Here is a 14,581-nt window from a genome sequence, read left to right as displayed (position 1 = left end):
CTACAAGTAATTGATTTATTAGCAATAACTTGTAGCAGGGTAAATCAGCATCGGTCGTGTTTAGAAAATTAATAGCCGGTAATTATAGCAATTTTTGAGCACTTTTTCCCGATGCTTTTAAAATAATTGCATTAGAAGCTTTGCACTAGAACTATTGAAACCTATTTTTAATGATAAGTATTTCATTTGGCTTAACTTAACTGCTTTGATTTAACTGAACTGAGTTAACTAAGAGGAACGATATGATCTGACTGACCACTTGAGAGCATATGGTGGCTGCCATAACCTTCTGGATTAATCTGCAAATACGCATTCATCTGGCCAATGGCATCACCATCATTACTGGCCAAAATCTGCTCTTTAATCAACTCAACCGGTGGCAGTAGCAAGTTTTTTAGCAAGGCTAAACGCTGATCGTTATCGCCTTTATTGACGACCAGCTCGATGAGCTGACGCGCATCAATAGGTAAGTCTGGGGTGTTTTGTGCCAGTAATGCCAAATGATAAGCACCGGCCGCATCTTGATCGGCAACGATGCGCTGCTCAATGGCAATATAAGTCGCTTCAGTTGCACCGCCTGCTACGCTTAATTGATGGATACATTTGAGTGCTGAATGTGGCTCGTTACCTGCAATATCAATTAGACGTATCGATTCATTTTTTAGGTGCTCACGGCGCTTTTCGATAGCCGCTTGCTCGGCAGCTTCTGCTGCATTAACTTGTTGCTCTATTGGTTGATTAGTCATAATAATACTCTCTTATCATTAATATTTTGATCATACTGAATCTTGAGTCATATATGGGGTCAAAACTGACAAAAACAATAAAAGCCCGAGCAACCACTTAAGGACTTGCTCGGGCTTTTAGGGATAATACTCATCAGCTTAATGATAAAAAAGCTTAAGGAGTTGTTTCTATCGATTATGCCGCTGGGCTATTTTCTTCGACCAAAGGCTTTAATTCGCCTGATTGATACATTTGTAAAATAATGTCTGATCCGCCCATCAACTCGCCATCAATCCATAACTGTGGAAAGGTTGGCCAATTGGCAATTTTTGGTAACGTCGCACGGATTTCTGGGTTTTCTAAAATATTTACAAAGGCAAACGGACGACCGATTTGGGTAAGAACCTCTATCGATTTAGCAGAAAAACCACACTGCGGAAACTGCGGTGTGCCTTTCATATAAAGAATCACTTTATTGTCTTTGATTTGATCACGAATCAGCTGTTCAACATCGTTTGCAGCAGTATTGGGGGTTTGCTCAGTCATAAAAGCTCCTATTGATAAAGCAGTGTATTGAAAATAGTTATTTAATTTGCCAAATCATTAACGATAGATCATTAACTTCAGCATGTAAGGTGTTTGGTACATGGGGCGATTATTGCCAAATTACAAGCATGTTTAACATATGGCATTTCTACCAACCATGATTAATCGTTTAACGATTAAAGGTTTAACGATTAAGCATCAAACATTAGGTACCAATAATACCACGGCATTGGCCATAATGCCCTCTTGCCGACCAGTAAAGCCCAGTTTTTCAGTGGTCGTCGCCTTCACGCTAATATTACTCACATCAGTTTGCAAGTCGCTGGCAATATTATCACGCATGGCTTGATTATACGGCGCCAGTTTTGGACGCTCGCACATCACGGTGATATCCGCATTGCCCAAAGTATAACCGGCAGCTAAAACTTTGCCATACACATAACGGAGTAGTACCCGCGAATCAAGCCCTGCATGCGCCATATCGGTATCTGGAAAATGCTGACCGATATCACCAAGCGCCAGCGCACCGAGCAGCGCATCAGCAAGCGCGTGTAATACCACATCGCCATCAGAATGCGCTAGCAAACTATGGGTATGCTCTATCGGTACGCCTGCCAATATCACATATTGCTGCTGTTGACCATTATTATGAAACGCATGGACGTCAATACCTTGACCAATTTTTATCATTATTTTCCCAAATAAGTTAAGGATGATTAGAATAATTTAAAATCATTATCTGAATTTTTAAAGCTATTTTACTAGCAGTAAGATGCCATAGGTCGCCACCAGTTTCAATTAGCTGGTATAATATGACGCTTATTTTATCATAATACCAAATCCAAAAGATAAACCGACACTGTCAACTTGCCAAGCTGACCAATCATAGTCATTGCCGTAGTCTTCAGTGCCATTATAAACTTTGGACAAAGTATAAATAGTTGAGCCGCTCTATGTCAGCCATGCCAAATACCTCAAACATACCAGTTTCCGATTCTTTTAGCGTCCATCGCCCTTTAACGCTTGCCGATATTGACCATCCTAGCACTAAGCATGTGATTGTTGGTATGTCAGGCGGTGTCGATTCTTCTGTGTCTGCTGTCTTACTTCAGCAAGCGGGCTTTAAGGTAGAAGGTCTGTTTATGAAGAACTGGGAAGAAGATGACGGCACTGAATACTGTACGGCGATGGATGATTTGGCGGACGCGCAAGCGGTCTGTGACAAAATCGGCATTAAGCTGCATACGGCTAACTTTGCGATGGAATATTGGGATCGCGTTTTTGAGCATTTTTTAGCCGAATATAAAGCCGGTCGTACGCCCAATCCAGATATTTTATGCAATAAAGAGATCAAGTTCAAAGCATTTTTAGATTATGCCTTGACCCTTGGCGCTGACTATATTGCAACTGGTCATTATACCCGCCGCAGTGTTAATTATACGAATGCTAATGGCGAAACAGTGGCACAGCTCTTACGTGGACTGGATAGTAACAAAGACCAAAGTTACTTCTTGCATGCGGTTGGTGGCGACAAACTTGCTAAAACACTATTTCCTGTGGGCGAGCTTGAAAAACCAGTGGTTCGTCAAATCGCTGAAGAATATGACCTAATTACCGCCAATAAAAAAGACTCCACTGGTATTTGCTTTATTGGTGAGCGCCGCTTTAAAGACTTCTTACAACAGTACTTGCCGGCGCAAAAAGGTGACATTGTCACTGACGATGGCTTCACTATCGGTACTCACGACGGCCTGATGTATTACACCTTAGGTCAGCGCGGCGGTATCGGGATTGGCGGTGTTAAAGACCGTGTTGAGGCGCCGTGGTTTGTCTTGGCAAAAGACTTAGATAAAAACCGTCTAATCGTCGGCCAAGGTCACGAGCATCCGATGATGCTGAGCAATGAGCTGCAAGCTTACAAGCTTGACTGGGTCGATGGTTTGCCGCCTGCGGATATTTTTAGCTCAGATGGCTTACGCTGTATGGCAAAATCTCGCTATCGTCAACCAGACCAAGCCTGTCGAGTGTTTGCGATAAATGCTGATGGTAGTGAGCTGCGTGTGGTGTTTGATGAACCACAGCGTGCGGTCACTCCCGGTCAATCAGCGGTATTTTATATTGACGAGGTTTGTTTAGGCGGCGGCGTGATTGCTTCTATTGATGCGCCTTGTGGGTTTTAGTACTATTGCTTATTTTTAAAAATTGTTCTATTTCTTATTTTTTTCACTTCTGAATGTCTTTTCGTTCTTATTATTATTTAAGGTATTACTATGAATCTACTTACCGCGCTCTCCCCGATTGACGGCCGCTACGCATCTAAAGCCGATAGCTTACGCCCTTATTTATCTGAATTTGGTCTAATTAAAGCCCGTGTCACCGTTGAAATTCGCTGGTTACAATCATTGGCTGATAACAATGCGATTGGTGAGTTAGCAGCATTTGATACGGATACCAATGCTTTTTTAAATGCGATCGTTGATAATTTTAGCGAAGCCGATGCGCAAGCGATTAAAGATATCGAAGCGACCACTAACCACGATGTCAAAGCGGTTGAATACTTTATCAAAGACAAATTCCGTGGTCAGGCAGCACTTGAAGATTCGTTAGAATTCATTCATTTTGCGTGTACCAGTGAAGATATTAATAACTTATCTTATGCCTTAATGCTCAAAGACAGCCGCGAAATCGTCGTTGCTAAAATGCAGCAAGTGACCGATAGCATCGTTGATTTGGCGATTACTCATGCTGACCAGCCAATGCTGTCACGCACGCACGGTCAGACAGCAAGCCCAACGACCCTTGGTAAAGAGATGGCAAACGTCGCTTATCGCCTAGCTCGCCAAATTAAGCAAATCGGTCAAGTAGAGCTATTGGGTAAAATCAATGGCGCGGTCGGTAACTATAACGCTCACTATGCCTCGTATCCTGACGTTGATTGGCAAACCCATGCTGAGAAATTTATCGATGAAAGCCTTGAGCTAACTTTCAACCCTTATACCACGCAGATTGAGCCGCATGATTATATTGCTGAGCTGTTTGATGTGGTTAAACGTTTCAATACTATCTTAATCGATTTTAACCGTGATATTTGGCAATATATTAGCTTAGGCTATTTTAAACAACGCCTAAAAGATGGCGAAGTGGGTTCTTCTACCATGCCGCATAAAGTCAACCCGATTGATTTTGAAAACTCTGAAGGTAACTTAGGCGTTGCTAATGCCATGCTTGCTCATTTGGGTGAAAAGCTACCTATTTCACGTATGCAGCGCGATTTGTCGGACTCTACTGTTTTGCGTAATATCGGTGTTGGTCTGGCACAAAGTATGATTGCTTATGATGCTTGCTTAAAAGGTGTCGGTAAGCTTGAATTAAATGCTAAGCGTTTAAATGATGACTTAGATAATGCCCAAGAAGTATTAGCTGAGCCGATTCAAACCGTCATGCGCCGCTACCGTGTTGAAAACCCTTATGAGAAACTTAAAGCCTTGACCCGTGGAAACGCCATGACTCGTGAAGCGATGCTGACATTCGTCGAAAGTGATGAATTATCTGCCGTTAGCGATGCTGATAAAGCGCGTCTGCGTGAGATGACACCTGCAACTTATGTGGGTAATGCAGCTGAGCAAGCACGCACTATTAAAGAGTGGATTGCTAAGATTTAATCATTAGCTATTAATAACAGCTAACAAAAAAGACAAGCGCGCAACATGCTGCGAAACTTTAAATCGGTAGTTGTCAGTACTATGGCGGTGTTAATCGTTATGGTGCTGGCAAGTATTGAGCCGCTAGAATGGTCAAGCTACCTGCTACATCAATTTGGTACACTGCTTTTTCTAGCATTAATGCTGGGCGCTTATCGTTACGGGTATATTAGCTCGCGCTCCTACGCACTGGCTTCAATCTTTCTCTTTATTCACATTATAGGGGCACGTTATTTATACTCGTATGTACCTTATGATGCTTGGACGCAACAGCTATTTGGTATAAGCCTAAACGAGTTATTTGGTTGGCAGCGGAATATGTATGACAGGCTCGTTCATTTTAGCTACGGGCTTTTGCTGTTTTTTGCGATGGTTGAGAGTTCAAAATCTATATTTAACGTTCAATCAACGAAGCTATTAATAGCGATTGCACTTATGGTTAATATGTCGTCAAGCCTACTTTATGAGCTACTAGAATGGGGTATTGCGACAACTTTATCACCAGAAGCCGCGGAAGCTTATAACGGTCAACAAGGGGATGTTTGGGATGCCCACAAAGATATGGCTTTAGCACTACTCGGTGGGCTGATTGCAGCAGCTATTACTCTATTTCAAACTCGTAAACGACCTATAATCAAGTTATAAATTAATCATCTTTTTTATCACCATCACTGTCGCCCGGTATGATGGCTTTGGTAACAGCGACAGTGCCTTTGACCACGCCTTTGGTGGTTTTATAGGCAACTTTTACAGGTACGGTAACAATTTTATGTACGCAAGCTTGTAGCAAAAACACGCTGGCGATAATGACGATAAAATGCAGTTTTTTCATAAGTTTCCTAGGATTAACGAGATATTCTGACGATAAGCATCAGTTAAGCGATGGTCATCAGTTAGGTGATAATCATAAACCAATAAACTCTGCCTATAAAGCAATCCTTATTATTAATCACCTGCCCCTTTCAAAATACGGAACTATCAATGACCTCTATACCTCTTTGTTTACCCGATTCTATTACTCCAGAGCAATTTTTAGCAGAATATTGGCAAAAAAAACCACTTTTAATTAAGCAAGGTTTACCACAATTAATTGGTATGTTTGAGCCGGATGATATGCTTGGTTTGGCGTTAGAAGAAGATGCCACAGCGCGTCTGCTTACTCAAGCCACTGTTAAGCAAACAAATCAGCCGCAATGGCAACTTAAAAAAAGTCCATTGACGGAAGCAGATTTTGATAATCTGCCAGAACAATGGACAGTATTGGTACAAAATCTTGAGCAATGGTCACCTGAGCTTGGCCAATTGTGGCAAGCATTTGACTTTATACCACAATGGCAGCGCGATGATATTATGGTTTCCTATGCGCCAAAAGGCGGCTCAGTTGGCAAACACTATGATGATTACGATGTTTTTTTAGCGCAAGGTTATGGTCAGCGCCGTTGGCAACTGGGCAAGTTTTGCGATAAAGATACTGAGTTTGTCGCTGATGAGCCCATTCGATTGTTTGATGATATGGGCGAGATTATTTTTGATGAGATATTGGAGGCCGGTGATGTACTTTATGTGCCACCAAAGCTGTCACATTTTGGTGTTGCCCAAGAGGATTGTCTAACCTTCTCATTTGGCTGTCGCCGTCCGAATTTAATGCAAATTATCGATAGCTTAGCCGATATCGCCACCAACGACAGCGCTTTATTTATACCGATGTTATTGCCACAAGCTGTGCAAGCGTCAGGTGAATTAAAGACTGATAGTATTGATGCTATCAAAGCTCAGTTATTGCAAATGCTACAATCTGAGCGCGGTGATCATATTATTCGCCAAGCAGTATCTGAAGTGGTCAGTAAACGTCAATATGATGCGCTAGTACCTGAAGAAACCATGAATACTGACGAGATGATAGCTGCATTGGCAACCGGTGCTACATTACAAGCCGATTATAGCAATCGCTTGTTATATACCCAAGTGCATAATGACATCGTTTTATATGCCAATGGGCAGCGCCTAGATGATTTGCATGTAAACTCAATAGCACTACTCGTACGCTTATCTAATGGCGAGTATTTAACGCTTGATGATATGGAAGGGATTGACCCTGATGAAGTGATGGAGTGGTTAGAAAACGGTTGGGTGTGGCTGAATTACCCAGAATAATACGATAGCTATAATTACTAACTCATTCTTAATGAGTTTTATAATAGAAAAGACGATCAGCATTTATATCATTAAGACTTAAAAATCTTAGTAAATAAATGCTGATCGCTATCTGATGCTTTCTGTTCGTTGATAAAAAATCAAACTATCGCTCAAAATCTCTTATACAGTAGCCGTTTTTTTATAACGACTCACGCCAGCGATAATCGTTTCTTCAATCACCCTATCATCACCCAACATCATCAGCACAAATAACTGCTCATCAAGCGACTTAGTTTGTGTCATACGGCGCTCCATTAAATCAGTGCCACTCATATCTATCACCACAAAATCTGCTTCTTTATTAGGCATAAAGTTACCGATTTTATTGTCTAATAATAGCGACTGGGCGTTGCCTAAGGTAATCTGATACAACCCTTGATGCGCTGATAACGGATTTTTTTGTAATTGCTGCACTTTATAAGCTTCTGATAACGTGGTCAGCATCGATAGACTGGTTCCTGCGCCTACATCGGTGGCAATACTCACACCGGTATAACTCAAAGTTTTTGACAAATCAAACAAGCCACTACCTAAAAATAAATTGGACGTTGGGCAATGGGCGATTTGGGTACCAGTATCACGCAGCACTTCATACTCTGGCGTTTCAAGGTAGATACCATGCGCCAAGGTGGTACGCCGACCCAATAATCCCAAATCGTGATAAACGTCCAAATAGCCTTTATGATTGGGATAAAGCTCACGTACAAAGGCAATCTCATCGAGGTTTTCGGCCAGATGCGTTTGTAAATAAACACTGTCATAACTGCGATAGAGCTCGCCTGTCATTTGTAATTGCTTAGGGGTTGAAGTAATGGCAAATCTTGGCGTAATCGCCACATGTTGACGTCCGCGCTCATGCCATTTATCGATAATATTTTGCGTATCGCGGATACCTTGTTCGGTCGGCACACACAAATGCTCTGGCGCATTTTGGTCCATCAATACATTACCGGTAATCATACGCGTATTCAGGCGAGTGCTTTCGTTAAAGAAAGATTCTACTGACTGCGGATGACTGGTTGAGAATACCAAGGCACTGGTTGTACCGTTGGCGAGTAGCTGGTTTAAAAAGAATTTTGCCGTGTCATCAGCAATCTTTGCATCGCCAAAATTGGCTTCAGTCACAAAAGTATAGTTATTGAGCCAATCAAGTAGTTGCTCGCCAAAGGCAGCAATCATATCTATCTGCGGATAGTGTACATGGGTATCAATAAAGCCTGGCATGATGAGCTTATCTTGGTAATCATGAATTTGTACTGGCGCTTTGTTTTCTTGTCTACTGGCTTTGCCGTACTGCGACATAATTGATGTACAGTTGCCATAATCTACTACGCGACCAGTCACATCATCGACCACAAGCGCACCATTAGCAATATATTCAGGATAAACTTTCACGCCTGCAATAACAGGTAACAAGGTGATATTTTTATTAACCACTGTAAGGTCTCGGCGCTCAGCATTTGTTAAATCAGTCGTGTCCGAATTAGTGCACTGCATTCTTTCAGCCAAATTCTCTTCAGTCAGATAATGCAGCAACTGCGCTTGATAAATATGTATGGTCATAAAAAATCTCACAATAATGGATAAGTATTTCGGTTAAAAATTAATCCCTATTATCTATTCACCCTAATACGAGCACAAAGTTACTGAACGCAGCCCATAGAATATTATGGCTGACGAATCTGATAACAATGTTATAAAGGTAGGTAGACAGATAAATAGATAATTAAAAAATCTGTCGATTAGGTTTAATATTCGTTATAAATCATTATAAAGCTGCAAAACTTGCGCAGCGATAGAGACAGCGACTGCCATTGGCTCTTTGCCGCCCGTATTAAGTCCGATTGGCATGGTCAATTTATCAACTATTTGCCCATTATAATCACGCTGTAGTAGACGATCTCTAAAACGCTTGGCTTTGGTCGCTGAGCTGATACAACCAAGATAAGGTAATGAATCTAGCTTGCTGTCATCGATGCTGAGGTCATTATCAGTATCGCTATCTATGCCGATTTTTACATAGGCATCAAGCGTCGCACGCACCAAATCAAAATCAAGGCTGTGATCATGAGTCATCACTAGAATAAAATACTGGGTGTCTTTTTTCGCTGAATCACCTCTCATACTATTAGCGACAAACGGTTGGATAAAATCAACCGGATCTTCATTAATATGCGGGCGAATATGGGTAGGCAATTGATAAGTCACTTGTCCATCTGCCGTGCCAGCATCAGCGTTCAAATAACTCTTGAACATCTCAGCACGGCTATCAACCCAATCTACCTGACAAGGCAATTCAGCAAGGATAGTCATTAATGCGGCTGCTACGTGTCCCGCGCCAAAAACCAGCAATGACATAGGCGGTATCACGTTAAAACATTCAAACATAACGGTGACACTGCCGCCGCAGCATTGGGCTAATTTAGCGCCCAATGGATAGTGTTTGGTGTAGACTGCTTCACGACGTACTGCTTGTGCCTTTTCAGACTTACCTTCTTTTAATGGTTTAAAGCCTCTCGATTCGTTTGGTTCAAGCTCACCATTGAGCAGTTGCCGCGCTGTTATCGTCACATCATGCTCAAGACTACCGCCGCCCAAGGTGTCACAGCACGCATCAAGCGTGACAATCATTTTAGATTGTAGCTCTCGAGGTGCTGAGCCATTGACAGCAACGACAGTAGCCAAAACGTGCGCCATACCTTGCTGCTGATATCGCGCAAGTCCGTCATACCATTTTGTTGGTGCCATCGGCATCGGTGCGATAAGTGACTTATTCACTATGTGCCGGTCCACGAGCCGTTGAAACATTAGGATTTTCTATGGCTTCAGGTTGCTCGTCAAACAACTGACCTTCAGACTCTGGCGGATTTACATCTTTACCATGAGGCACTTGCTGCGGCTTGACTCGATCATCATCGATACCACAATCGTCATCAGTCGGCGTTAAACTTTCAACAGTTTCTGCCTCTGCTTTAGAAGCGATTTCCCATTCTTGACCTTGCAGACGCATCACTGCTTTGAGTACTGCTTCTGGCGTAGCAGGCATGGTCAAATCTGGATTTTTCTTATAATCACCCAAGCTCGCTACTGCATTATTAATCGCGCACCAAACGCTGGCTGCTAGCATAAATGGCGGCTCACCAACGGCTTTAGAGTTATAAATGGTCTGCTCTTCATTTTTACGATCGAACAGTTTGACGCTCCACTGCTTAGGCAAATCATGAGCTGTCGGAATCTTATAATTAGCCGCGCTGTTAGAAGCTAAGTTACCCTTCTTATCCCAAATCAGCTCTTCAGCGGTCAGCCAGCCCATGCCTTGTACAAAAGCACCTTCAATCTGACCAATATCCACAGCAGGGTTAATCGATTGCCCGACATCATGCAAGATATCGCAGCGCAATACCTTATATTCACCCGTTAAAGTATCAATCTCAACCTCAGAACAGGCGGCACCCAAGGCAAAATAAAAGAAAGGTCGACCCCACGCTTTTGAGCGGTCATAAAATATCTTTGGTGTTTTATAATAACCAGTCGAAGACAAACTAATACGGTGCTGATAAGCCAATAAAACAAAATCGGCAAAGGTGAGCACTTCTTTGTCGCCTATATGCACGTGATTACACTCAAACCGGATATCTTCTGCGGCTACTGTGAAATGCTCAGCAGCAAACTCAACCATACGGTCTCTGATAGTGATACAAGCATTTTGCGCCGCTTTACCGTTCATATCAGTACCCGACGAGGCAGCAGTCGGTGACGTGTTCGGTACTTTGTCCGTGCGGGTCGCTGTTGCTTTTACGGTATCTAAATCGACATCAAATTCATTGGCGACGATTTGGGCAATTTTAATATACAGCCCTTGCCCCATCTCAGTACCGCCGTGATTGACTTGAATGGTACCATCGGTATAGATAAGTACTAAAGCTCCAGCTTGATTCAACGTCTGTACGGTAAATGAAATACCGAATTTCACAGGTGTTAAGGCAAGACCCAAACGTTTATCACTACCTTCGGCTTCGGCTTTTTGATTGGCCGCTGTAATTTGCTGACGACGCTTATCGTAATCATTGTCATCTGCTAGCGTCTGCATAATAGTAGCCAAATCAAAATGCTCAATCGGTTGACCATAATGGGTGCTTTGACCGTTTTGATATAAATTTGCCAGACGCACTTGCAAAGGATCTTTTCCTAAAGTATAGGCGATATGATCCATCATATACTCAGCCGTCAGCAGACCTTGTGGACCACCAAAACCTCGATAAGCAGTATTAGATACGGTATGAGTCTTGCAGCGGTGACCGGCTATCTGCGCGGCTGGATAATAATAGGCATTATCGCAGTGGAACATCGCGCGATCGACGATAGCATCAGACAAATCGGGCGAATAACCACACAATCCTGACAGCTGCATATCGACGCCAAGCACTTGACCGGCATCATTGACACCGACATCATATCGATTAGAGAACTCATGACGCTTACCAGTCACGACCATATCATCCTGACGATCTAAGCGCATACTTACTGGCACATTTTGGCGCTTGGCAACAATACCGCACAAGCACGCCCATGCGGCTGCTTGCGTTTCTTTACCGCCAAAACCGCCACCCATTCGGCGCACAATCGTCGTAACGGCATGAAAAGGTAAATCAACCACTTCGGCGACCAGCTGCTGCACTTCACTTGGATGCTGGGATGAGGTATAAACTTCAAGACCACCATCATCACAAGGCACGACATAAGATACCTGCCCTTCAAGATAAAAATGCTCTTGCCCAAGCATATGAATATGTCCTGCAATGCGCGTCGGTGCTGCCTTCAACTCAGCTTGCGCATCTCCGCGCTCCATAAAATGACTGGGACGCACAAACTGCTCTTGCTTTAGCGCCTCATCAATCGTGAGAATCGCCGGTAATAGCTCATACTCTACAATAGCGTGAAGGGTGGCTTTCTTAGCTGCACGATGGCTAGTTGCTACAACAGCAAATAAGGTTTGACCGACATATTCTGTGATCTCATCTACCATCAATGGATCACCATCAAAAACCGGTCCGATATCAGTCTTGGCTGGCAAATCGTTAAAAGTAATGACATCAACTACCCCAGCGGCTGCCCTTACTGCACTCAAATCCATACTCAATACGCGTGCATGAGCATGAGCGCTCTTACCAATTGCTAAATGCAGGGTGCTTTCTGGCTTTAGCATGTCATCCACATAGGTGGCTGTGCCCATTACATGACTAATAGCACTGTCATGCTTGGCTCCGGTACCGATTTTATTTTTGGGTGGACGTACTCGGCGAATACTATAGCTGTCAAATAATGAAGAATGATGACTCATGGTGGCTCTCTCTTATATTTTTAGCAAAACCCATAATGTCTGCTTATAGCGTTTTGACTGTATTGTGAAAGCTATGTTGCAACTGCTTTTTAGTAAAATATTTAAAAAGCTGCGTCGCAAAATCATAACTACCATCAATAATGTTTTATGATAAATAGCAGTATTTATAGCAAATATCGGTTTTTGACTTGCCTGTACATGAAAGCGGACTTAGATGTTAAAAAACTCTATATAACGTTCATAAACGTTAAACGCTTTCAGCTTTTATATCTGCTACCAATTGCTTACCGCATTTAATAATTAGCCGCTGCACCACATGCATACGATATTCACGACTGGCTCTAACGTCAGTCATTGGCGACACATCCATCGCTAACATTTTTGATGCCGTCTCAAAACTGGCAACGTCAACAGCTTGCCCGATCAGTGCTTGCTGACATTTTGCAGCCAATAAAGGAATCGCTGCCATACCGCCAAGACCAAGTCTTACATTTTCAATCGTCAAGCCATCTGCTGACAGATCAATTCTCGCTGCCAATAAGCAGGCCGAAATATCATCTTCGTAACGCTTACTAATCTTATGAATATAGAGATGCTGATTGTCTTGCATCAGCGGAATATGCAGGGCAACCACATAACTACCAGCGCGCAGTTTGGTCTTTTTATAATCTAAGAAAAATTCTTGTAAAGGTATGATCTCGTCATTACAAGGCATTTGATTTGAAAGGGAATTATTGTCATTGGTATTGTCAGCAGCACAATCAATATCTGAACTATCAACAGCAGCGCAATGACGTATATGAATATGAGCATCTAATGCCAATAGAATGGGAGGTAAGTCACCAATTGGTGAAGCGTTAGCGACGTTACCACCAATAGTGCCCATATTACGAATTTGCGGCGAGGCGATTCGTTCAAATAAATTGGCAAAGTTGGGAAAGTATTGCTCAAGGACAGGCAGCATTTGCTTATAGCTCATGCCAGCACCCAATACTAAAGATTGTATTTCTATTTGCTCTGAAGCTTGCTTGCCTTTTAATTCTGTATCTTTTGATTGTTTGCCATTGAGAGATTTAGAATCCGTAAGCGACCAAGATTTTAGCTCATCAATCGCTGACAGTTGTACGATAACATCGTGATCAACCAAGTGTTGCGTCACACTCAAACCTAAGTCGGTCCCACCCGCCCAAATAGTCGCCTTTGGATGTGCGGCTAACACTTGATTGAGCTCATCAATGGACTGCGGAATGAACAGCTTACGCGACTCTTGAATAAGAGCAGGCGCGATAGTGTTGGTGGTATTTGAAGCGGCTGGTTTGCTACTTGCCATCGCATCTGTCGCTAGACTGATGGTTAAGTCTTTAGCTATTATCTGATCAGCATCACGTTGTCTGCCAATCTCACTCATAGCTAAGCCAGCATCAATAATAGGACGATAACCTGTACAGCGGCATAGATTTCCCGATATTGAAGCGACAATGTCATCATAACTAAGATCGTCAGTCGTCGTCCCTTCTGCTACTTGCAGACGATGATTTTCATAGGTACTTGCCAGCGTCATGACAAATCCAGGCGTACAAAAGCCGCACTGCGAGCCATGACAATCTACCATGGCTTGCTGCGCTGGATGCAATAAAGCACGATCTGGATGATTGGCAGGATTGTCCGCGATAAAAGCGGCCGTCATCAGATGATGACCATCCATCAAGGACAGTAACGTGATACAAGAGTTGAGGGTATAAAAAGGGGCATGATTAGAGTGGTCTGCATCCTGAGTAGGTAGCTTTTGTCCCATAATGGTACAAGCGCCGCAGTCACCACTACCGCAGCCTTCTTTGGTATCAGTTTGCTTTTCGTGCAAGCGCAGATACTCAAGTACCGTGGTATTCGGATTGAGGTCAGTTAACTGCTTATATTTACCGTTCAAATAAAAATGAATCATAGCAATGCTCAGCTGTCAGAATAAAAGGAAGATAAAATAATACTTTTATCTCTAATCGAATAATAAAATTTTAACAATCAGTATCTTAAAGGATAGTCGCGCACAAACGCTCTGTCCTTAAGTTAGTAC

At 42.8% G+C, this 14,581-nt stretch carries 12 protein-coding genes; 4 read left to right on the top strand and 8 right to left on the bottom strand.

Translation table 11 applies throughout. The annotated features are described in order from the left end of the window. Window positions 1–224: 224 nt before the first annotated feature. The 3 genes from EPB74_RS00745 to ispF all read right to left on the bottom strand — a co-directional run bounded on the left by EPB74_RS00745 (window position 225) and on the right by ispF (window position 1,962). Complete coding sequence (locus EPB74_RS00745) at window positions 225–746, bottom strand: hypothetical protein (protein WP_274902233.1); 522 nt, start codon at window positions 744–746, stop codon at window positions 225–227. Between the two features lie 175 nt (window positions 747–921). Beyond that, the gene (gene grxD / locus EPB74_RS00740) at window positions 922–1,272 is read right to left on the bottom strand and encodes a Grx4 family monothiol glutaredoxin (RefSeq protein WP_274902232.1); all 351 of its coding nucleotides are present in this window, start codon (window positions 1,270–1,272) and stop codon (window positions 922–924) included. A 198-nt stretch (window positions 1,273–1,470) separates the two neighbouring features. Beyond that, window positions 1,471–1,962: a 2-C-methyl-D-erythritol 2,4-cyclodiphosphate synthase gene (gene ispF / locus EPB74_RS00735; protein WP_079691950.1), complete on the bottom strand. Its 492-nt coding sequence runs from the start codon at window positions 1,960–1,962 to the stop codon at window positions 1,471–1,473. Window positions 1,963–2,225: 263 nt separating this feature from the next. On the opposite strand from ispF, the gene mnmA reads away from it, so the two are divergent. The 3 genes from mnmA to EPB74_RS00720 all read left to right on the top strand — a co-directional run bounded on the left by mnmA (window position 2,226) and on the right by EPB74_RS00720 (window position 5,618). After that, the gene (gene mnmA / locus EPB74_RS00730) at window positions 2,226–3,452 is read left to right on the top strand and encodes a tRNA 2-thiouridine(34) synthase MnmA (protein ID WP_274902231.1); all 1,227 of its coding nucleotides are present in this window, start codon (window positions 2,226–2,228) and stop codon (window positions 3,450–3,452) included. Window positions 3,453–3,542: 90 nt separating this feature from the next. Then, a complete protein-coding gene (gene purB / locus EPB74_RS00725; RefSeq protein WP_274902230.1) occupies window positions 3,543–4,934 on the top strand; it encodes an adenylosuccinate lyase in 1,392 nt (463 codons plus the stop codon). 45 nt (window positions 4,935–4,979) lie between these two features. Further along, window positions 4,980–5,618 carry a DUF2238 domain-containing protein gene (locus EPB74_RS00720; RefSeq protein WP_274902229.1) on the top strand — a complete coding sequence of 213 codons (639 nt, stop codon included), beginning with the start codon at window positions 4,980–4,982 and terminating at the stop codon, window positions 5,616–5,618. Between the two features lies 1 nt (window position 5,619). Here EPB74_RS00720 and EPB74_RS00715 read toward each other — a convergent pair whose 3' ends face one another. Continuing rightward, on the bottom strand, window positions 5,620–5,805 hold the full coding sequence (locus EPB74_RS00715; RefSeq protein ID WP_274902228.1) for an NF038104 family lipoprotein: 186 nt from the start codon (window positions 5,803–5,805) through the stop codon (window positions 5,620–5,622). Window positions 5,806–5,954: 149 nt separating this feature from the next. On the opposite strand from EPB74_RS00715, the gene EPB74_RS00710 reads away from it, so the two are divergent. After that, window positions 5,955–7,127 (top strand): cupin domain-containing protein, encoded by a 1,173-nt coding sequence (locus EPB74_RS00710; RefSeq protein ID WP_274902227.1) that lies wholly within the window; start codon window positions 5,955–5,957, stop codon window positions 7,125–7,127. A 162-nt stretch (window positions 7,128–7,289) separates the two neighbouring features. On the opposite strand, the gene guaD is transcribed toward EPB74_RS00710, so the two are convergent. From guaD to EPB74_RS00690, 4 genes are all read right to left on the bottom strand, one after another. Continuing rightward, window positions 7,290–8,732, bottom strand: a complete 1,443-nt coding sequence (gene guaD / locus EPB74_RS00705; protein WP_274902226.1) for a guanine deaminase — start codon at window positions 8,730–8,732, stop codon at window positions 7,290–7,292. A gap of 195 nt (window positions 8,733–8,927) precedes the next feature. Continuing rightward, complete coding sequence (locus EPB74_RS00700; protein ID WP_274902225.1) at window positions 8,928–9,947, bottom strand: XdhC family protein; 1,020 nt, start codon at window positions 9,945–9,947, stop codon at window positions 8,928–8,930. Continuing rightward, complete coding sequence (xdhB, locus tag EPB74_RS00695) at window positions 9,940–12,510, bottom strand: xanthine dehydrogenase molybdopterin binding subunit (protein ID WP_274902224.1); 2,571 nt, start codon at window positions 12,508–12,510, stop codon at window positions 9,940–9,942. Before xdhB ends, EPB74_RS00700 begins: the two co-directional genes overlap by 8 nt. A gap of 247 nt (window positions 12,511–12,757) precedes the next feature. After that, complete coding sequence (locus EPB74_RS00690) at window positions 12,758–14,452, bottom strand: xanthine dehydrogenase small subunit (RefSeq protein WP_274902223.1); 1,695 nt, start codon at window positions 14,450–14,452, stop codon at window positions 12,758–12,760. Window positions 14,453–14,581: the final 129 nt, after the last annotated feature.

It is taken from the genome of Psychrobacter sp. DAB_AL62B, from assembly GCF_028895345.1.
GTDB lineage: Bacteria > Pseudomonadota > Gammaproteobacteria > Pseudomonadales > Moraxellaceae > Psychrobacter.
Note: the sequence above shows the minus strand (reverse complement) of the source record. Positions and strands in the feature narration are given on the sequence as shown.

Excerpts from the sequence above, each read along its gene's own strand:
- EPB74_RS00745 (WP_274902233.1), bottom strand. The coding sequence starts at position 746 with ATGACTAATCAACCAATAGAGCAACAAGTTAATGCAGCAGAAGCTGCC.
- grxD (WP_274902232.1), bottom strand. The coding sequence starts at position 1,272 with ATGACTGAGCAAACCCCCAATACTGCTGCAAACGATGTTGAACAGCTG.
- ispF (WP_079691950.1), bottom strand. The coding sequence starts at position 1,962 with ATGATAAAAATTGGTCAAGGTATTGACGTCCATGCGTTTCATAATAAT.
- mnmA (WP_274902231.1), top strand. The coding sequence starts at position 2,226 with ATGTCAGCCATGCCAAATACCTCAAACATACCAGTTTCCGATTCTTTT.
- purB (WP_274902230.1), top strand. The coding sequence starts at position 3,543 with ATGAATCTACTTACCGCGCTCTCCCCGATTGACGGCCGCTACGCATCT.
- EPB74_RS00720 (WP_274902229.1), top strand. The coding sequence starts at position 4,980 with ATGCTGCGAAACTTTAAATCGGTAGTTGTCAGTACTATGGCGGTGTTA.
- EPB74_RS00715 (WP_274902228.1), bottom strand. The coding sequence starts at position 5,805 with ATGAAAAAACTGCATTTTATCGTCATTATCGCCAGCGTGTTTTTGCTA.
- EPB74_RS00710 (WP_274902227.1), top strand. The coding sequence starts at position 5,955 with ATGACCTCTATACCTCTTTGTTTACCCGATTCTATTACTCCAGAGCAA.
- guaD (WP_274902226.1), bottom strand. The coding sequence starts at position 8,732 with ATGACCATACATATTTATCAAGCGCAGTTGCTGCATTATCTGACTGAA.
- xdhB (WP_274902224.1), bottom strand. The coding sequence starts at position 12,510 with ATGAGTCATCATTCTTCATTATTTGACAGCTATAGTATTCGCCGAGTA.
- EPB74_RS00690 (WP_274902223.1), bottom strand. The coding sequence starts at position 14,452 with ATGATTCATTTTTATTTGAACGGTAAATATAAGCAGTTAACTGACCTC.